The sequence below is a fragment of the Diaphorobacter sp. HDW4B genome (assembly GCF_011305535.1).
GTDB lineage: Bacteria > Pseudomonadota > Gammaproteobacteria > Burkholderiales > Burkholderiaceae_C > Diaphorobacter_A.
In genome coordinates, this window is record NZ_CP049906.1 from 558818 (window position 1) to 578942 (window position 20125).

Annotated in this window: 16 protein-coding genes; 9 read left to right on the forward strand and 7 right to left on the reverse strand. The window is 61.5% G+C overall.

The genetic code is table 11. From position 1 onward, the window contains the following. Positions 1-8 precede the first annotated feature (8 nt). The 3 genes from G7048_RS27430 to G7048_RS27440 all read left to right on the forward strand — a co-directional run bounded on the left by G7048_RS27430 (position 9) and on the right by G7048_RS27440 (position 3065). On the forward strand, positions 9-989 hold the full coding sequence (locus G7048_RS27430) for a tripartite tricarboxylate transporter substrate binding protein (RefSeq protein WP_166071651.1): 981 nt from the start codon (positions 9-11) through the stop codon (positions 987-989). 139 nt (positions 990-1128) lie between these two features. Beyond that, entirely contained in the window at positions 1129-2841 is a 1713-nt protein-coding gene (locus G7048_RS27435) for an FAD-dependent monooxygenase (RefSeq protein WP_166071652.1), read from the forward strand. Beyond that, positions 2838-3065: a hypothetical protein gene (locus G7048_RS27440; protein WP_166071176.1), complete on the forward strand. Its 228-nt coding sequence runs from the start codon at positions 2838-2840 to the stop codon at positions 3063-3065. The genes G7048_RS27435 and G7048_RS27440 overlap by 4 nt, the downstream gene beginning before the upstream one ends. A 209-nt stretch (positions 3066-3274) precedes the next feature. Here G7048_RS27440 and G7048_RS27445 read toward each other — a convergent pair whose 3' ends face one another. The 3 genes from G7048_RS27445 to G7048_RS27455 form a co-directional block, all read right to left on the reverse strand. Further along, complete coding sequence (locus G7048_RS27445) at positions 3275-3700, reverse strand: type II toxin-antitoxin system VapC family toxin (protein WP_166071653.1); 426 nt, start codon at positions 3698-3700, stop codon at positions 3275-3277. Continuing rightward, positions 3697-4050 carry a type II toxin-antitoxin system Phd/YefM family antitoxin gene (locus tag G7048_RS27450; protein ID WP_371747726.1) on the reverse strand — a complete coding sequence of 118 codons (354 nt, stop codon included), beginning with the start codon at positions 4048-4050 and terminating at the stop codon, positions 3697-3699. Before G7048_RS27450 ends, G7048_RS27445 begins: the two co-directional genes overlap by 4 nt. A 65-nt stretch (positions 4051-4115) precedes the next feature. Continuing rightward, complete coding sequence (locus tag G7048_RS27455; protein WP_166071654.1) at positions 4116-5090, reverse strand: DNA-binding protein; 975 nt, start codon at positions 5088-5090, stop codon at positions 4116-4118. Between the two features lie 105 nt (positions 5091-5195). Between G7048_RS27455 and G7048_RS27460 the strand changes: the two genes are divergently transcribed. From G7048_RS27460 to G7048_RS27475, 4 genes are all read left to right on the forward strand, one after another. After that, positions 5196-6275 (forward strand): site-specific integrase, encoded by a 1080-nt coding sequence (locus tag G7048_RS27460; RefSeq protein ID WP_166071655.1) that lies wholly within the window; start codon positions 5196-5198, stop codon positions 6273-6275. Between the two features lie 205 nt (positions 6276-6480). Then, positions 6481-7878 (forward strand): SWIM zinc finger family protein, encoded by a 1398-nt coding sequence (locus G7048_RS27465; protein WP_166071656.1) that lies wholly within the window; start codon positions 6481-6483, stop codon positions 7876-7878. After that, a complete protein-coding gene (locus G7048_RS27470; RefSeq protein ID WP_166071657.1) occupies positions 7875-10445 on the forward strand; it encodes a DUF6493 family protein in 2571 nt (856 codons plus the stop codon). Before G7048_RS27465 ends, G7048_RS27470 begins: the two co-directional genes overlap by 4 nt. Further along, positions 10442-12814, forward strand: a complete 2373-nt coding sequence (locus G7048_RS27475; protein WP_166071658.1) for a DUF6493 family protein — start codon at positions 10442-10444, stop codon at positions 12812-12814. The genes G7048_RS27470 and G7048_RS27475 overlap by 4 nt, the downstream gene beginning before the upstream one ends. 47 nt (positions 12815-12861) lie before the next feature. Here the strand turns inward: G7048_RS27475 and G7048_RS27480 are convergent, their stop codons facing one another. Genes G7048_RS27480 through G7048_RS27495 form a run of 4 tightly spaced genes read right to left on the reverse strand, consistent with a single transcriptional unit; the run spans position 12862 to position 18093 of the window. Continuing rightward, a complete protein-coding gene (locus G7048_RS27480) occupies positions 12862-14076 on the reverse strand; it encodes an alpha-hydroxy acid oxidase (RefSeq protein ID WP_166071659.1) in 1215 nt (404 codons plus the stop codon). Between the two features lie 47 nt (positions 14077-14123). Further along, positions 14124-15689, reverse strand: coding sequence for a galactarate dehydratase (gene garD, locus G7048_RS27485; RefSeq protein WP_166071660.1), 1566 nt, complete (start codon positions 15687-15689; stop codon positions 14124-14126). A gap of 54 nt (positions 15690-15743) precedes the next feature. After that, a complete protein-coding gene (locus tag G7048_RS27490; RefSeq protein WP_166071661.1) occupies positions 15744-16745 on the reverse strand; it encodes a tripartite tricarboxylate transporter substrate binding protein in 1002 nt (333 codons plus the stop codon). 52 nt (positions 16746-16797) lie between these two features. Beyond that, positions 16798-18093: a glucarate dehydratase family protein gene (locus G7048_RS27495; RefSeq protein ID WP_166071662.1), complete on the reverse strand. Its 1296-nt coding sequence runs from the start codon at positions 18091-18093 to the stop codon at positions 16798-16800. Positions 18094-18172: 79 nt separating this feature from the next. Between G7048_RS27495 and G7048_RS27500 the strand changes: the two genes are divergently transcribed. Together G7048_RS27500 and kdgD are read left to right on the forward strand one after the other, a co-directional pair. After that, on the forward strand, positions 18173-18979 hold the full coding sequence (locus tag G7048_RS27500) for a FadR/GntR family transcriptional regulator (RefSeq protein ID WP_166071663.1): 807 nt from the start codon (positions 18173-18175) through the stop codon (positions 18977-18979). A 169-nt stretch (positions 18980-19148) separates the two neighbouring features. Further along, a complete protein-coding gene (kdgD, locus tag G7048_RS27505; RefSeq protein WP_166071854.1) occupies positions 19149-20060 on the forward strand; it encodes a 5-dehydro-4-deoxyglucarate dehydratase in 912 nt (303 codons plus the stop codon). Positions 20061-20125 lie beyond the last annotated feature (65 nt).

The following is a 20125-nucleotide window of genomic DNA, read 5'->3' on the forward strand; positions in this document are numbered from 1 at the left end:
AGACAAACATGACGATGAATCGACGCCAGTTTGCGGCCTCGGCTGCCGCCTTGTGCACGCTGCCCCATTCGCGTGGCGGTTTTGCGGGGGCCTATCCGGATCGCAGCATTCGCATGATCGTGCCCTACCCACCCGGCGGCGGCTCGGATGCCTTTGCCCGCGCAGTCGCACCCGTGATGAGCGATGTGCTGGGTCAACAGGTCTACATCGACAACCGCCCGGGCGCTTCCAGCATCATTGGCGCCACCGCTGTGGCGCATGCTGCGGCCGACGGATACACGTTCCTGCTCGGCGACATGAGCACCTACTCCACCAATCGCACCCTGTTCAAGAAGATCAGCTACGACTCGTTCACCGATCTCACGCCCATCACGCTGACGGCACGGTTCGGCTTGATTCTGGTGGTTCATCCCTCCGTGGCCGCAACCACATTGCGCGAGTTCATCGCGCTTGCCAAGGCCAGACCGGAACCCCTCAGCTATGGCAGTCCGGGCGTAGGCAGTCCACACCATCTGGCCATGGAATTGCTCAGCAAACGCGCGGGCATCCAGCTCAATCATGTTCCCTACAAGGGCGACGGTCCGGCCATGCAGGATTTGCTGGGCGGGCAGATCCCTGTGCTGATCTCCTCGCTGGCGTCGGCCAGCCAGCACATGAAGACCGACAAGGTCCGTGCAATCGCATCGACGGGCGCGGCGCGACTGCAACAGGCACCTCAAGTGCCCACCATTGCCGAGTCCGGCATCGCTGGCTTTGATGCATGGGCTTGGCAGGGATTCGCGGCTCCTGCAGGAACTCCGCCACCAATCATTCACACGTTGAATCAGGCCTTCGCCAAGGCTGCCACCAATGCCTCGGTGCGCCAACGGCTGGCGGATCTGGGAGGTGAGCTGACGCCCAGTTCTGCGGAAGCGATGCACAAGCACATGCGCAGTGAAGCGGATGTCTGGGCTCCGATCATCCGCGAAGCGGGCATCAGCCTTGTCTGACTTTTCAGTTGGCTCGGTCCGTCCATTCATTGAACGAGTTGCCCGCAGCTCGATTTTTCCTTGAGCTACACGAACCCAACGCAAGCAATGCACGTCATGTACGCAATGCGGCAGCGTTCCCAAAAGAGGTGTCATCGCCATGCATCAACCCAACCTGCAACCCAACCCCTCCAGCTACCACGACTACCGGGTCTTTCCCTTTGTCCGCCCCGAGGAGATGACGGCGTCTTCGAGCACCATCCATCCCGTGGCGGTGATCGGAGCCGGTCCGATCGGATTGGTGCTCGCCATCCTGCTGGCCAAACAAGGCGTGCCCGTCACGTTGATCGAATCCGAGGCCCAAGTGTGCGGAGGAAGCCGAGCACTGGCGCTGTCCAGGCGCTCCATGGAAATCATGGAGCAAGCAGGCGTTGCGCCCGCCTTCCTCGACAAGGCCATTGTCTGGAACGAGGGTTTCAGCTTCTATCGTGGACACATCGTCCACCACCTCGATCTGCCTTTCAGCGTGGATGACAAGTTCGCGCCAATGACCAACTTGCCCCAGTGCAACATGGAGGACATTCTGGTCGAGCAGGCGAGGGGACTCGGTGTGGACCTGCGATTTCAGACGAGGCTCAATGGACTCAGCCAAAGCGCCGACTTTGTCAACCTCACGCTGGACACCCCGGAGGGCGAGTACGCGTTGCGAGCGCAATGGGTGGTGGGTTGCGACGGCGCCCGCTCAGCCGTCCGCAAACTGCAAGGACTGCGTTTTGAAGGACAGTCTTTCGAGAGCCGGTTTGTGATTGCCGATTTCAGGATAGACATCGACGTGCCACCGGGGCGTCGGTGCTATTTCGATCCTCCTTGGCTGCCGGGCCACTCGGCATTGCTGCACAAAGCACCGTTTGGAGTGTGGCGACTGGATTACCAAGTGCCTGACGAGGTGAGCGATGAACAGGCGCTCGATCCGGGCCGCATCCACCAACACATTCAGGCGCATCTGGACTACATCGGCATCGACCAGCCATGGCAGATCGAATGGACGACGCTCTACAAACCCAACACGCTGACGCTTGCCAGCTACCGCCACGACCGAGTGCTTTTCTGTGGTGATGCAGCGCACTTGCTTCCTGTATTTGGCGTGCGCGGAATGAACACCGGCGTGCAGGACTCCATCAATCTGGCATGGAAGCTGGCTTCCGTCGTGAACGGGCAGGCATCTGCCGGCATTCTTGACAGCTATAGTTCCGAGCGCGTCGCCGATGCCCGCCAGATCTGCCAGGATGCGGGCCGCAGCACGCGCATGATGGCACCGCCCTCGCGCGGCTACAGCATCCTGCAACGTGCAGTGCTTGATCTGGCCATTCAGCAGGAATTTCCGCGCGGCCTGTTGCACTGGCGCACGTCGCGACCCATGGACTACGCCAGCAGCGCACTTACCTTCCGCGACTCGACAGAGGATCAATTCATCAGTGGCCCCGGGCCCGGAGCGCCACCGCGCAATGTGAAACTGGGCGAGCAGCAGTTTTTGCTGGATTCGTTTGCCTATGGATTTCAAGTTCTCGTCTTCGGCAGCGATGAGCAGGTTTTGCAGCAGACGCAACGCGACGTGGCCGACCTGCGCCAACGCGGAATCGCCATCCAACTCGTGCAGATCGACAGAGATCCAAAGCATGCGCAATTCGCGGACATTGCTCTGGCAGACCCCGAATCGCACGCCATCACGTTGTGGGACGCTCGCGATGGAGCCGTCTACGTGCTGCGTCCCGACCAGCATGTCTGCACGCGTTGGAAAACAAGCAGCACCACCCGCGTGAAATCAATGGTTGATGCCATGCTGAACACACCATCCAACAAGGCCAACCCATGACCAAGACACTCCCTTTTGCCGAGCTGGAACGCATCTACGATGAACTCGCACAAGCCATCGACCAATGCGGTGTGGAAAACGAAAGCCTGTTTCTGAGCAAGCTCGTCCTGTGCCTTGCACACGAGCATGACAACGGCGCGCGTGTTTCCGAGCTGATTGCGCAGTGCTTGAACTCCGGTGCGGATTTGCCCGCGGATTCGAACGCTCCGAGCAGGCTGATTTGAGAGATTGACCGAGTCCTGTTCAGGAAACGGCGCTGAACGCATATCCGTGCGTACCCATTCCTGAATCGGAACAGTCAGGAGAGGCCAAGCGGATAGAGCCGCTGGGAGCTCTTTGCCATGCACGCAGCTGCGTCACTGAATGTTCACATCTCTGGTTCCGGCCAGCATCTGCCTGGACAGGCAAAGGGTCTACCGCTGGGAGTTTTTTCCTACGTGCTCCACGGATTGACGAGTTGGACACCCGTCTTTGCATAACCGGTCACATCGCGAGAGACAATCGTCAATCCATGATGCAACGCTGTTGCCGCAATGATGAGATCTGGTTGGGGAAAGGTATGACCGAGCTTCCGTCCCTCTTCCACCATCAGTCGCCACTTGAACATGACATCCTCTGTTACCGGCAAGACGCGGTTATCGAACATCGGGCGAAGCTGCAAATTCATCCATTGCGTGAGTGCGGAACGTTTGTGAATATCCGCAACCAATTCAATACCAAACCGAATCTCCGCAAAAGTCACAGCACTTACATATAAGCTCTCAAGAGGCTGCATGCTGACGAACGCCACAACGCTCTGTTCTGGCCTTGGTTTGCGTAATTCGGAAAGGATATTGGTGTCCAGCAACCAGCCCTTCATAGCTGCACATCCCGGACTGGCATGGCGTCCGGATGGTGAACAGTCAGTTCAATGTCCTGATGTGGAGAGGCTTGCATCACAGACACGAGGCCCTGCCCGGTCAGTTCGCCACGCATGCGCCGGTACTCATCGGCTGAAACAACCACTACTTCGTCACGCCCGTGCACAGTCACATGTTGCGGACCTTCACTATGTACGCGCCTGACCAACTCACTGAATCGTGCCTTGGCGTCCTGCAGCACCCAATGCCCCGGAGGTGGGGCCGGGCGTTTGGGGGGCGCTTTGTAACGGAGTGAAATTCTAGTCATATCGACCAGATTATCACGCATTCGTTGACGGTGCAAATGCATCTCAATGCATCATGGCTCTGTCATCCGTAGACCACGCCTTCCGCTTCGCGGCTTGATTTCTGCGGTCATCGTTTCAACCGGGTCTTCCGTGGAATGGCGGGCGCTTTGGCTCTCAACTTGAGTGCGCGCAAGGGAGCCTCGCCAACTTGCGTTGGAGACACTTCTGCTTGAAGCTTCTGCAGCAAATCCTTGGCCTTCAGCAGATCCTTCACGAGCGCTGCTTTTTCTTCTTGTGTTGACAGCAGCTTGTCGTCGAGCGCCTTCGCCCGTTCCTCGGACTCGAGCAATTGCTTGGCGGCTTGCTTTTGCTGCGCTTCGAGTTGGGCCTCGGTCCATTTGGTGGTTTGGCGTGCGCGGTCGATTTCTGAAAGCAAGCGGCGTTCTTGGGCCGTTGCGCGTTCTTCGATGCGCTCGCGTTCCTTGCGGTGTTCCTCGTCCTTGACTTGAGTGAACTGCCGCATGGCGTCCATGGCGATGCGCTGCTTGGAGAGATCCGAGCGCAGCAGTTCTGCTTCTTCGGTCTTGGCCTGCAGCATGTGCTTGAGTTCTTCCAGTTGACGGCCCAGTTGCAGAATCTGCTGGTCCTTGGCGAACATGGCGGCTTCGAGCGCTGAGGCGCGTTCTGCAAAACGCTGCTTTTCCGCTTCGAACTGCTCGCGCTCGGCCTGGAGCTCGGTGGCTTGTTGCATCAGTTCCAGCTTCTGGCCAGCGATGGCAGTCTGCGCACGATCGCCAGCCAACTGCTCTGCTCTTGCCCACAGTGTCTTGGCTGCGCGAAGAACCTGTGGCGGCAGTTGGTCTGGGGAGCCTTCAAACGCTTGTTCTGCACCGCTGGAGCCCGCGCCACCAATGGGATTCAGGCGTTTTCCGAGGGTCGCGTACCAACTGTCCAGCATGGGACCGACCGTGTTGGGCGAACCACGTCCCAACTGCAGCCGGATGCGCTCGATCGTGGGCCGCTCACCGCGCTCCAGCACGGCATCAGCGGCGGCGCAAACGTCCTCCAGTTGCACTCCGCGAGCGCCTCTCACACTGTTCATTTGCAATTCCATGGTGGACCTCTTAAATTACCAACGATAATTGAATCTTATCGAAAATATCTACTGCGTAATATTGTACACAATACGTTGTACGTAATATTTATTATGTTTGGATCGAATTTAACGCCGAGTGTGGTCGATGGCAAGCGTTTTCCTTTGCTTGATCCCCTGAAGCTTTCCGAAATCGCGTCGCAAGCCGTCGAGGAGCTGCTTCGCGAGGGGGAATCGGCCAATACCTTGGCCAGTTACCGCAGTGCGCTGCGGTATTGGGCGGCCTGGTACCAATTGCGATTCGGGCAGGCCATTGCCCTGCCCTTGCCGCCAAGCACGGTGATGCAGTTCATCGTCGACCACGCCCAGCGCACGACGACCTCGGGGCTTCAGCACGAGTTGCCGGATGTCATCGATGAGATGCTGGTGAAGATGAAGTTCAAGGGAAAGCTGGGCGCGATGACGCTCAGCACCTTGACGCACCGCGTGTCGGTTCTCTCCAAGGCCCATCAGCTGCGGCAACTAGAGAACCCTTGTCAGGACGCCAAAGTGCGTGAATTGCTCTCGCGCACGCGACGGGCGTACGGCAAGCGTGGCGATCTGCCGCAGAAAAAAGATGCGCTCACGCGCGAGCCGCTGATGGCCATGCTGGAGACCTGTGATTCCAGTCTGAAAGGGTTGCGCGACCGTGCCCTGCTCCTCTTTGCGTTTGCGACGGGTGGACGCCGCCGCTCGGAAGTCACGGGAGCGGAGATGAAGCATCTGCGGCGTGTCGGCAGTGATGCGTTCGTGTACACGCTTGCGTTTTCCAAGACCAACCAGTTCGCTGCGGATCGTCCGGAGAACCAGAAGCCCATCGAAGGAAAAGCCGCCGAGGCACTCAAGGCATGGCTTGCGGCAGCGGACATCGTCGATGGCAGCATTTTCAGGCGCGTGCTCAAGAGCGGCACCTTGGGAGGGCCGCTCTCTCCCTCCGCTGTGCGCGACATTGTCAAGTACCGGGCGGAGCTGGCGGGGTTGCCTGATACCTATTCAGCGCACTCGCTGCGCAGCGGCTTTGTGACGGAAGCGGCGGCGCAGAACGTGCCATTGGCCGACACCATGGCGATGACCGGCCATCGCAGCGTGAGCAGCGTGCTTGGGTACTTCCGGCCGTCGGGAATGAGCAAGGCTGCCAAGCTGCTGGATGATTGAGTTGAGCCGGACGCGATAAGGCGGACGATCCGTCCCAATCGACGTGCGTGCGAATATGCAAGAATCTTTGAAGCACATGCCCGCTTTGGGCTTCCACACTCTGGTGTCGTCGGTGATCGCACCCTGTTCGCTTCGGTGAACACGGTCGGTTTGCGGCGCAGGCCCTTGCCGGGCCCCAGCGTGCAGGCCTCCTCTCAGGGACCAGATGACCGATCAACTCGCCTACAGTTATCTCGCACCATCGCACATCACGCAGTCTGCAGACAAGGCGGATCTGCGGCTTGCCACCAGTGGCGGGAATGCGCCTTCGGGCGCGGTGGCGCATCCGTTTTTCTTCTCGGGATTTGTGGAGCAGCCAGCGGTGGTCGCTCAGGGGCTGCTGATGCTGGCGCGGGTGGCACGTACCCGGTTCTTTGTTCCCCCCAATTCGCTGGCGGCCATTTTGCGTGCAGCAGATCCCGTCGTCACATCCACGCGGGAGGGCTTGCGCTTCGAGTCGTTCAGCGTGTGCTGTGGCGTGTACGCGCGGCTGGATGTGGATGCCTCCGCGCTCGATGCCATTCATTGGGCGCCGGGCGTGACCAATGTGGATGTGAATCCGCCACTGCGTCAGGCACTGGCCGCCTTGCGTGGCTCGGAGCCGCTGCACTTGAACGTCGGCGATGACGAGCTTCGCGTGACCACGAGCGCGGGGGAAGTGGTCGAGGACAAAGTGCCGCTGCCCAAGCGCTGGCTCAAGGGTTTTGCCGAGACGCAGATGCTCAGTGCGGGGATGACGTTGCGGCATGAACTCAATGGGGCCGAGGCCCGGCAATTCATTTCGGCGCTGCCTCGCGCTTCGGCCACCAAGACGGTGATGTGGGCGCTGAGAGCCGTGCGCTCGTTACGGCTGGGATCGTCCCCTGCGCCAGGGGCCGTCTGCGTGGCGGGGCCTGAGCGGCTGCGGGTGCTGGAGCCGCTGCTGCGTTTTGCGACTGGGTTGCGAGCCTATGGGCCGGAGGTGGCGACGGGTTCCTTGCCATTGCCGAGTGCTTGGGTGTTGGAACTGCCGGGAGCGCGTCTGACGTTGGGATTGAGCCCGGAAAAAGCGCGCGGCTTCTCTGGAGAAGGTTCGGTGTTGCATCTTCTGGCGGGCGGCGATGCGAGCGAAGATGCGGAGTTCGTCTCCACGCTGCTGGCCTTTGAGCCGCGCATCGACATGGCCCAATTGGCCGAGCGCGCGTTGCTGCCGCAGGCGCAGATCGCCTCTGCGTTGAGCGTGCTGGCTTCGTTCGGGCAGGTGGGATTCGACTTGGCTGCGGGGGCCTATTTTCATAGACCGCTGCCGGTGCAGGAGGGCCTGCTGGACACGCTGCATCCGCGTCTGGCCGACGCCCAAAAGCTTGTTTCAAGTGGATGTGTGCATGCCGAAGGTGGCGCGCAGTTCTCGGTGGAGTCGTCCGAGCAGCGCTATCGCGTGGTTCTTGGCGGCGATCCGGCGGAAGACCGTTGCACCTGCCCTTGGTATGCCAAATATCGCGGCACGCGCGGGCCATGCAAACACACGCTCGCCGTGCGCATCTTCACCGATCCACTCCACCTGAATCTGGGAGCCGCCGAATGAGCCTGGACTTGAGCGCACGTCGTGCTTTGTTGCGCGATGCGGAGAAGGAACGCGACGTCAATGACTATGCCGCGTTCGCTCGTGCCGTGGAGGGCGCGGATGAGGAGGAGCGCGCTGCGCTCGCCAAGACGCTTGCGCCCTCGCGTCTGTACAAGGCTGAGGGTGCCACACCGCGCGCCTGCTACGTGCTGGCGGCCTTGGGCAAACCCAAGTTGCTGGTGGAAACGCTGGACAAGTCCGCACCCAGCGCCGAGCAGCCCATCCGCGAAGCAGCGCGTGGTCGCTCGCACGAATGGGTGCTGCAGTTCTGTGATCAGATCGTCGACACCTACGCATGGAGCCGCGAGCCCATGTTGAAGCTGAGTCTGCTCATGCAGTCGGACCGCGGAGTGATCGCTGATTCGCCCATCTGGCTCAAAAGTGTGCCGTCCTTCGTGAGCGCGGATATCGACAAGGCGTTGGCCCCCGCCGCTGCTGGCCAACGAATCGTCGAGCGCCTTGACGAGCACGGCGGGCTGCTGATGCACTCCTTCTGGCGCTTCTTCGAGACCGAGGGGCTGGGTGCGCATTGGACGTTGACGCAATGGCTGGCCGAGGGCTGGGACGCAGCCGTGGTTCAGCTCAGCGAGTCCCGGCCCGGGTGTCGGGACCGCTTGCTCGACGCCAGCCTTGGCGCATTGCTGCGGGACTTTGCGGCCACCCAGATTACCTGGTATCCGCGCGTTCAACGTTTGCTTGATCCTGGCACAGAGGAGATCATCGCGCGCCAACAGAGCTATCTCGCGGTGCTTGCCACCGCCCCAAGCACAGCCGTCGGTCTGGCGCAGGACCTGCTGGCCAAGGCGGTATCCAGCGATGCCTTCGACGCGGCTGCGCTGGTCGATGCCTCTGCTGCCGTGCTGGTACGCAAGGAGAAAAAGCTGATCAAGGCCCAGCTCAAGCTGTTGGCCGAACTGCAGGCGTCGGACAGACAGGTGGATGCCATTTCTCAGGTGGTGGCAGATGTTGTTGACGCCATGCCGCTCGATCTGGTGCCTCTCGCGCGCAAGCTGATGGGCTCGGCTGAAGACGCCAAGTCGGTGAAGACTGTGCCGCCGTCAAGTGCTGCGGCCGTGACTGTTCCAGGGCCGCGCCGAACGCCGACGGAGTCGACTGCGACTGCGACCACGCCAGCTCCAATCAACGACGACAAGGCGCTGTTTGCGCTGGTGGCCGAGCATCTGGAAGGCATGGGGAACGGAGCCGACTACCCTCGCCTTTTTGATTACCTTGCCCGTCATTCACCAACCGCGTTGCCGCCAGAGTTGCAAAAGCGTGCAGCGGAAGTGATTGATTCCGTCTGGGATGAGCGCATTGCCTCGCCCCGGAGGTTGCTGGCGGCGGCATTGTTGGGTCGCGATCAGGTGGCGTTTCGTGGTTATGCAAAGTTTGTGGTCGCGACCAAGGGCCAGCCTGATCCGGAAGGCGCCCAGCTCAAGGACCAAAGCATGACCAGCAGCCGCTACGACCCGGAGACGGGTGACTGGAAGGTCGACGAGGTCTGGACATCGCGCACGGGCTACCAGTATCTGGAGACACACTCGCCGCTCGCGCTGCTGGCCGATGCGTTCAAGATTCTGCGTTTGGGGCTCAAGCGTGGCAAGGCGTTCAGCACTCCTGAGGTGGTCCCGCCGCACCCGTTTGTCTGGCAACGCGTGGTGCACAAGGCAGGAGACGGCACATTCAGCCGCGATCTGGAAGTGCTGGGCGATGGCCCCAAACCGTTCTGGCTTGCGAGCGGTGCGCAAGAGGTGACCAGCACACATCCGGCATTGGATGTCGCGCCCATTCCGTTTGAGTTCACGTTCCGGGCTCAAGAGGCCCGCGAGCAGGATGGCTATGACCAGATCGTTCAATGGGCTGCGTGGTTGCTGAAGCACCATCCCGACACGCTGGCTGCGCATTTCCATCCCATGTTGAGTGCGGCGGTACAGGTGATCAATGTGCGCGGCGTGGGTGCCTTGCTTGCAGCGCTTGGCGAATCGAGTCTGCCGCCCCATGGCCCCGTGTATTCCGCCTTGGCACTGGCCGCCTCCGCCAAGATGCCGGAGCACCGTGCCCAGGCTGCCGAGTCCATCGCGAAGCTGGCCGATTCCGGCCTGTTGGATCCATCAGGGATGGCGACCCAGATCGCCGCACATCTGGCGGACGATTTCGTGGTGGCCGGGCGCTTGGCGCAGACCTTGGCCGATGCGGCATCGATCAGCGCGATTGCCGGTTATCGCGTCATGCAGACAGTGGAAGCATTGTTGCCTCACCTCATGAACGCAGAAGGCAAGCCGGTGACGCAGGCTGCCAAATTGGTGGAACTGGCGGCGCGACTGTCGAGTGACTACGGAACGCCGCTGACCATCCCGGCGTTGCTGGACAAACGCCGCAAGGGCAGCTCGGTGCTGGCGGCGGCACTGCAGGTGCTGGCAGCGGTGCAGCCGCACGCCACGGCGTTGGCCGAAGAGGCAGCGGCAGAGGCGGCAAATGCTGCAAAAGCCCCGTCCCATGTTCAATCAACGCGCGAGGCCACGCCATGAGCAGCTACCAACACGAATACGAATTTCATCGCGACACACCACGTCTCATCGAATCCGGAGCAACGCTGCGCTCCCTATACGACGCGATGCTCACCGTGCGCGATTCGGACATGCGCAAGGTCGACGCTTCGCCTGCACGCTTGAAATGGATGACCCAACACTGGTCGCAGAGTGCATCGTTTGTGCCGATTCGGCTCAACGAGTTGTTTGGCGGCCTGAACGTGGAGCACACCGACGACTATGTGCTGGCGTTGGTCGGCGGTCTGGGAGGACGTTACGAGCACGAAGTACGCATGTTCATGCTGCGCCACGATCATGCCTTGCGCAACGAAGTGTTCTGGCGGGTGTTTGAAGTAGAGGGCGGTGGCGAGATATCGCTGGCCAACATCGACAAGTTTTCTGCCGAAAATTTCAACTGGCACAACACGGTCGTGCTGTTGGCCAATGAAGGCACGCTGGATCGCCAGCGTGTTCTGCGCTCCTGTCTCGAAGCGCTCAATCGCGATTTCTCGGCCTATCGTGCGGGCTGGTTCTCTCGCGTGTACGCGGCGCTTGAACCTACGCCAGAGCAAAGCGCTGCGGATCAGGATCTGCTGCGTCTTTGTATGGGCTCGTCCGTCACCGCCACGTTGTCGCTGGGTGTCAAGCAATTGGAGGCCGTGCACAAGGCGGGCTTGCTGGAGACGGATGCGTTCGTGCAATCCTGCAGCGGCGCGTTCTCCGGGCCCAAGGCCGCAGCCGTGGCGCTGGTGCGCATGCTGGCCTCCATCGCCGCAAGTGGCGGTGCAGATGCGGAATCCACCGCGCAAGCACTGGCGCAGGCACTGCACCATCCCCATGCCGATGTGCAGCGTGCGGCGGTCAAGGCATTGGGGAAAATGGGGCGGATGGATCTTGCGCTCGATCAGCGGGATTCGCTGGCCCCTGCAGTGGTGGCCGAGCTGCTTCCGAAGGATACGCCAGCCGCTGATGTCGAGCCTGATGAAGGGATCGCGCCGTCACCATCCGAACAGGCCCAATGCCTGCAGCAAGCCGAGCCACTGATTGCATGGACCGACCAAACCGCTTTTGAGCGTTATGCGGCATTGCTTGAAGACGGAGACAACGCCCTCGAATTGGAACTGGCAATGGCTTGGCTGGCCACTTCGGAAAACGCAGCGAACATCATTGCCGCATTGACCAAGCGAGCTCGCGCCGTTGCGTCGCGAGATATTGACCCTTTCGCAGCACGTTTGCTGATCGCCACGACGGAGCCTGACAGCGCGTTCCTGCCACAGACCTTCTGGTACGAAAGCTCGGTCATCGATGGCGTGTGGGTGGAGGATCGCAGGCATCCCAAACCGCATCCCACGGAAGAAGAGTCTTCCGCGATGCCGAGTTTCATCACCCGGTTGCGTGAGGTCGCAGCCATGGCGCAGGGGCAGATTCCGCGCCGACCGTTGCTGGCGACCCCGACCGATTCTCATGGATGGATTGACATCGAGACGTTCGCGAAACGATGCCAGCAGACCAGTCCTGCGACCGGGTCACTGCCTGCCGATCTGAACCAGGCTCTGCTGCGTGTGCGCCGCGAAGACCTTGCGCAAGCCCTGCGGCTGACTGGAGCTGACACACCCAGAATCACGGAGCGGATACGCATCGAATGGCGTGGCCGCGAGTCTGATTCACGCAAGCCGAATGGATCGCCGATGTGGGTGTTCTGGAGCCCTGCCATCCACGCCGACACCGCGACCGACGCCTCGACATTGGACCCCGCGCTGATCCCCTCGGACGCCGAAGATGACTACGGTTTTGCGCATGGTGCGAGCGACTTGATTTCCGCTCAGCTAGGGCTGGCGACGCCTGCTTCGACGCTCGCGCTGACCGCCGTTGGCGTCAAGGTGCTCAACAGTGCCGCCGGTGATGAAGTCGAGCATCGCGCCGCCGGTGTCCTCGGTGCGTTGGCAAAACATCCCAGCGAGTGGACCGCCGAAACCGTTCAACTGGTGGCGCTCGGCATGGCCGCCAAGCAAGCAGAGATCCGTGCACAAGCATGCGAACTGTTGGCTGCCGCAATCCCCGCAAGGCTTTCCATCGGCGCGGCCGCTGAAGGATTTGCTGCCTGCGCCCCCGCCATCGTGCTGACCCGCTGGACCGAGTCATTTGCGGATGCGGCCACGCTCGCTCCTTCGGTGGTCATTGCCCTTCTCACGCATCTGCTGCCGCGCATGAACCGCCAGACGCGCGGGATCGGTGGGTTGCTGACGGTGTTGCTCGATGAATCACTGCGTCACTCGCAGCCGGTCGTGGACGGTGCCTTGCGCGAATGGCTCGCAGGGTTCAAGGGCAGCTCGGCCGCAGCCAAGGCGGCGAAGTCGTTGTTGGGGTGAGGTGGCTCGTCAGTGGGGAACTGGGGTTTGGACTGCGATGCATGTCGTCAGCGCTGTCCATCTGCTACCCATGTGGGCTCTTTCATCACCAAAAATTGGGTGCTCAGCGCACTCAAATTTTCGACGCCCAGCAAGCCAATGGCCATGTCGATTTCTTTCTTCAGGATGCCCGTCGCATGGTTCACGCCAGCCATGCCTGCGATGGTGGCGGCGTAGTTGAAGGGGCGACCCACGAAAACAAAGTCGGCCCCCAAAGCCAGGGCCTTGACGACGTCTGTGCCTCTTCTGAATCCGCTGTCGATCATCACGGGCCACTCTGCACCAACGGCTTGGCGTACGGCAGGCAACACGCGCACGGGCGATACGGCACCGTCCAACTGACGACCTCCGTGATTCGACAGGATGACGCCGTCCGTGCCCTCTTCTTTGGCGCGCAGTGCGTCCGCAGGATGGAGAATGCCTTTGAGCACCAGGCGGCCCTTCCATTGTTCGCGTATGCGGGCGATGTCGCTCCAGTCCAGATGCGCGCGGCCGCTGAATTCGCGGACGACGTTTCTCGCCATGACCGGAATGCGCCGTTCGTTGTCGCTGTTCTCGAAATGCGGCATTCCGCCCTGCACGATCGACCGCAGAAAGGTTCCCACGGACCAGCAAGGGTGGGTCAACCCATCCCACAACATCTGCAGATCGGGGCGCAGTGGACTGGAGAATCCCGCGCGTTCATGATGCTCGGTACTGCCGCGAACCGCCACATCCACGGTGATGACCAAGGTGCCGAAACCTGCATTCGCTGCACGTTGAACCAAGGCCGCGATGCGCTCGGGTGTGGGCGGCAAGTAGGCCTGGAACCAACTGCGCGGAGCCGCTTTGGCGATTTCTTCCATGCGGGTGAGCGACGATCCGCTCATGATCATCGGAATGCCTTCCGATTGCGCTCCTTGCGCCAGAACGCGATCTCCCTGAAAGGCAGTCAACGCACTGACGCCCATGGGGCTGATGCCGAATGGCGCGGACCAGGACTGCTGCATCAACGTGGTGGCAATGGATCGCCCGGACACATTGCGCAGAACGCGCGGTAGAAACCCGATTTCATCGAAAACCCTGCGGTTGTCGTCCAGCGTGCGCCCTGTCTCAGCGGGGCTGACGACATAGGACATGATGGACGGCGGCAGATGTCGCCGTGCCGCCTCTTCAAAATCATCCAGACAGAACACGTTGCGCAAGCGGCGTCGGGCAAGAAATGAAGGGGCTGCAGCAGTCATGGCATCCAAGGGAGTTTTCAGGAACGGGCCGAAAGCGCTGTCCCGTCTCAGGTCACGGGTGCGGGGTTGAACAGCACCAATGCGTTGTGCAGCTTCCACTGCTCTGCCCAGGTCTTCTTGCGGCCGCTCGCCACATCCAGCATCAGGCGGAACATTTCCCAACCCACCTCGTCGATGCTGGCCTCGCCGTCGGCGATGCGACCGGCGTTCACGTCCATCAGGTCGTGCCAGCGGCGAGCCAGATCGGAGCGGGTGGCTACCTTGATCACGGGCACCTGTGCAAGACCATACGGGGTGCCTCGTCCGGTCGTGAAGACGTGCAGATTCATGCCGGCAGCCAGTTGCAGCGTGCCGCAGATGAAATCGCTGGCGGGTGTGGCGGTGTAGATCAGTCCGCGTTCGATGCCTCGATCCGCGAGTCGTTGACCGGGTGAGAGCACGCCGGTGATGGGGGCGGTTCCGCTCTTGATGATGGAGCCCATGGCCTTCTCCACGATGTTGGAGAGGCCGCCCTTCTTGTTGCCGGGCGTGGTGTTGGCGCTGCGGTCCACTTTTCCTTTGTCGAGATAGGCGTCGTACCAGGCCATCTCGTCGATCATCGCTTGGGCGACCTCGGCAGTCGCGGCGCGGGAGGTGAGCTGGTCGATGCCGTCGCGCACTTCGGTCACTTCGCTGAACATCACGGTGGCACCGGCGCGCACCAGCAGGTCCGTGCAGAAGCCCACGGCGGGATTGGCCGTGACGCCGCTGAAGGCATCGCTTCCGCCGCATTGCACACCGACGACCAGTGCACTGGCGGGAACCGTTTCGCGTTGGCGGCGGTTCAGCCGCTCCAGATGTGCTTTCGCCCGGTCCATGATGGACTGGATCATCGACATGAAGCCCACGTGCGCCTCGTCTTGCAGACAGACCACGTCGAGCTCGGTGTCGCGCTCATCGACAATGGGGAATGAACCTGGGGGCAGCAGCCGCTCGGGCTGCAGCTTCTCGCAGCCCAGGCTCACGACCATCACCTCGTCGCCGAAGTTCGGATTGCGGCTGATGTTGCGCAGCGTGCGCTGGGGGATTTCTGCGCCCACGGCGTCGATGGCCACGCCGCAGCCGTAGGTGTGTTCAAGACCCACCACGTCGTCGACGTTGGGATACCGCGGCAGCAGTTCATCCTTGATCCGGCGCACCGCAACGTCCAGCACCCCGGCAACGCATTGCACTGTGGTCGTGATCGCCAGGATGTTGCGTGTGCCCACGGAGCCGTCCGCGTTTTTGTAGCCCTCGAAGGTGTAGCCGTCGAGCGGTGGCATCTCCGGGGCCTTGACCGTGGCAATGGGCAGACCTTCCAGCGAGCGGGCCTCGGGCATCTGGAGCAGTCGCTCGTGGACCCAGCTTCCGGCAGGGATGGCTTGGGATGCGCGACCGATCACGACGTTGTAGCGCCGCACCGCATCACCGGGTGCCAGATCGACCAGTGCCACCTTGTGTCCCTGTGGAACCTTGTCCACGAGGGTCAGTCCGGATGGGAAAACGGTGCCGACCGGCAGACCGCCGTCGTTGGCGACGATGGCTACGTTGTCGGCGGGATGCATGGTGATGAAAAGAGGTGCCTGGGTACTCATCGTCGTGTTCTATCTCAATTGCGAAAAGGGCCGAGAAGGGCTGCCTTGCTCAGGTCAGTCCGCCTTGATGCCGGCTGCCTTGATGACCTGCGCCCACTTGGCCACCTCGGCCTTTTGGTAGGCACCCAGTTCTGCAGGGGTCATGCTCGAAGGCTCCATGCCGAAGGCTTTCAAGCGTGCCTGCACATCGGGCGTCGCCACGATTTTCATGATCTCCGCATGCAAGCGGTCGATGACCGGCTTGGGCGTTCCCGCAGGCGCAAAGACGGCTTGCCATGATCCCATGTCGAAGCCCTTCTGCCCTGCTTCGGCAATGGTGGGCACGTTGGGCAGCGATTCGAGGCGCTTACCGCTGGTCACGGCGATCGGTCGCAGCTTGCCCGACTGAATGTGAGGGCCGACGATGAGGGTGGTGTCGAACATCATGTCCACCTGACCACCCATCACATCCTGCACGGCCGGGCCACTGCCTTTGTAGGGGACATGGGTGAACTTCACGCCCGACTGGTAGGCCAGCAGTTCCAATGCCATGTGCGGCGATGTTCCGGTGCCTGGCGAGGCCGAGGACAAACCGCCCGCAGCCGCCTTGGCCTTGCTGGCGGCCATCACGTCGGCCAGTGTCTTGAAGGGGCTGGATGCGGGCACCACCAGCACCAGCGGACCGGAGCCCAGCATGGCGACGGGCTCGAAGGACTTGACGGGATCGTAGTCGAGCTTGGGATACAGACTGATGTTGATGGAGTGCGAGCTGATGGTGCCGCCCAGAATCATGTAGCCATCGGCGGGGGCTCTGGCGGCAAGAGTCGAGCCCACGCTGCCGCCTGCGCCGCCTTTGTTGTCGATGACCACCGGGGTAGCAAGTGCCTTGCTCAGCGGTTGGGCGATGACCCGGGCCAGAGAGTCTGTGTTGCCGCCGGGTGGAAACGGCACCATGTAGGTGATGGCTTTGCCTGTGGGCCAATCGCCCTGCGCCATCGACGGCAGTGCAGCGAATGCGCCGGTCATCAGGGCGGCAGAGGTGATGAGGGAGCGTTGAATCAAGGTACGGCGTTGCATGAATGTCTCCTGTGTTGAAAGGTGCGGGTGCTCGGTGTTCGGTGCTCGGTGTTCAGAATCGCGGCTGCTTGCCGGTGAAGGTCGGGTCGTACTTGCGCATCTGGCTCAGGTCATCGCGGTTGCGGATGCCGCAATGCAGATAGTTGTCGTGAAGACGGGCAAGTGCGACGCGGTCCAGCGTGACGCCAAGGCCCGGCGTGCTCGGCACGCGCAGGCTGCCCTGTTCGAAGGTCAGGCGACCGCCTTCGATGACCTCTTCGTCCTGCCATGGGTAATGCGTGTCGCATGCGTAGCTCAGCAAGGGCACGCTGGCGCACAAATGCGTCATCGCCATCAGGCTGATGCCAAGGTGCGAATTGCTGTGCATGGACAGTCCCATGTCGAAGGTGCGGCACAGCGTGGACAGCTGCTGCGTGGCGCGCAATCCGCCCCAGTAATGGTGGTCGCTGAGCACGATCTTCACGGGGCAGCCCATGTCGGCATTGCGGCGGAACTCCGCAAAATCCGTGACCACCATGTTGGTGGCCAGCGGCACGTCGCACTCGCGTGCCACGGCGGCCATGCCGTCCAGACCCGGAGCGGGATCTTCATAGTATTCGAGCACGCCCTGAAGCTTCTGCACGATCTTCAGGCTCGTGGCGACGGTCCAGTTGCCATTGGGATCGATGCGCAATGGCGTGCCCGGAAAGGCCTGGGCCAACGCCAGAATGCCATCGGCTTCCTGCTCTGCAGGCAGCGTGCCGGCCTTGAGCTTGATGCTCTGAAAGCCGTACTGATCGATCATGCGCCGTGCCTGGGTGACCAGTTGCTGCGGATCGAGCGCCTCACCCCATGGGTCGGGCTCGTAAGGGTGGCCGATGTGTTCCGCATATTTGTAGAACAGATAGGCCGAGAACGGAACGGTTTCGCGAGCGGCTCCGCCCAGAAGATCGACGATGGGTGCGCCCACAAGCTGTCCCTGCAGATCGAGCATGGCGACTTCGAACGCACTGACGACCTTGGCCACGGTCTTGGAGACGTGGGTGCCGGGAGCCAAAGAAACTTGTTGCCCCAGGAATTCAGAGGGTGTCAGCGCCTTGGGGGCCACCAGAGCGGCAACGCGGCGCTCCATTTCATTGAGCGCCCATGGTGAAAGGCCGATCAAGGCGGGAGCAGCTTTGGCGAGCGCTTCCAGCATGGGTTCGTCGCCGTAGCTCTCGTTGATGCCCACGATGCCCGAGGCGGTTTCAATCTCGATGATGGATCTCAGCGCCCAAGGTTCGTGGATCCCGGCGGCGTTGAGCAAGGGCGGATCGCGGAAGGCGATGGGCGTGACACGAATATGGCGGATGGCGTGTGATGTGTTCATCGGAGTCGAGTGAAAGAGGACGTTGTCATCGGTTTGATGTATGTCGTCAGACAACTGGCAACCGATTATGATGTCTGCCATGTCGCACCCCTACCCGGAATTACCCGAACAGCCGTTTTCCACTGCCTCAGCGGAGATGCCGTTGCGCGGCAAGGCAGGCCGCAGTGGCCGCAGCCTTGCCAACCTGCTCTATGAAGAGTTTGAAAACAAGATTCGCCAAGGGCTGCTGCGGGAGGGCGACAAGATGCCCACCGAGTCGGAGCTGGTGCGCAGTTACGACGTGAGTCGCACCGTGGTGCGGGAGGCGATTTCCAAGCTGCAGGCATCCGGGCTCGTGGAAACGCGTCATGGCATCGGGACTTTTGTGCGCTCTGCCCGCGACAGCGCCAGTCTGACGCTCAATGCGCGAGAGCTCAGCGAGTCGGTCGATGTGCTGGCCGTGCTGGAGCTGCGCATCAGTCTGGAGACGGAGGCCGCAGGGCTGGCCGCGCAACGCCGCACCAGCGAACACCTGCAGCACATGCGCAGCACCCTGCATGCGTTCGAACACAACGCCGCCTCCGATGGCGACACCATCACGCACGATCTGGCGTTCCATCTGGGCATCGCTCAGGCCACGGGCAACCCGTATTTCAGCGAGATTCTGTCGCACTTCGGGATGATGCTGATTCCGCGCACCCGCATCACATCGATACAGAAGCCAGGACGAGATCCGGACTATCTGCGTCGTGTGAACCGCGAGCACGAGGAGATCTACAACGCGATCGAGCGGCAGGATGCGGATTCGGCCCGTGCGGCCATGCGCATTCACCTGACCAACTCACGCGAACGCCTGCGTCTGGCGCAGAAGCACAGCGCCACCCTTGCCTCTCAGGGCTCCACGTAATCTCATTGCGCCCGTGTGGGGCCCGGGCGGTGCCTGGGCTCGGTGTTTTCCCTTGGTTGGCGCACATTTCTGAAATTGCTTGCCCAAAAATTCGATTGAGTTGTATGATGACGTACAACAACTCACCCACCTGGCGCTTGCGCTATTCAACCAAGGATCACCAATGACCATGTCTCCCCAGCACCTCAAGGATGTGATGAGCTCCGGCTTGCTGTCATTTCCCCTGACCGACTTTGATGCGGATGGCAATTTCAACGCCAAGGGTTACGCTGCCCGTCTCGAGTGGCTTGCCCCCTATGGCGCCAGCGCCCTGTTCGCTGCCGGTGGCACGGGCGAATTCTTTTCGCTCGACAGCAAAGAGTACCCGGGCATCATCGAAACGGCAGTGAACACCTGCAGGGGCAAGGTGCCGATCATTGCGGGTGCGGGCGGCTCGACCCGCTTTGCCATCGAATGCGCTCAGGCCGCTGAAAAGGCAGGCGCGCATGGCATTTTGCTGCTGCCCCACTATCTGACCGAAGCCAGCCAGGAAGGTCTTGCGGCGCACGTCGAAGCGGTCTGCAAGAGCGTGGATTTCGGCGTCATCATCTACAACCGTGGCATCAGCCGCTTCAAGCCCGAGACCGTGGCGCGTCTGTGCGAGCGCAACGCGAATCTGGTCGGTTTCAAGGATGGCGTCGGCGACATCGAAGCCATGTCCGCCATGTTCCTCACGATGGGTGACCGTCTCGCCTATCTGGGCGGGTTGCCCACTGCCGAGGTGTATGCCGCTGCCTACAAGGCTCTCGGAACGCCCGTGTACTCGTCGGCCGTCTTCAACTTCATTCCGAAGACCGCCATGGACTTCTACGAGGCAGTGCGTGTTGACGATCATGCGACTCAGCACCGTTTGCTCAAGGACTTCTTCATGCCTTATCTGAAGATCCGCAACCGTGGCGAAGGCTATGCCGTGAGCATCGTGAAGGCGGGCGCGAAGATCGTTGGCCACGACGCAGGTCCGGTGCGCTCTCCCCTGTCCGATCTTCATCCGCAGGAAGTCGAAGAACTGGCGGCATTGATCGCCACGCTCGGCCCGCAATAAGCCGAATCTGTCGGAGCACACAGCTTGGGCGCAGGGGACGGTTCAAGTCCCCTGTTCACCTCGAA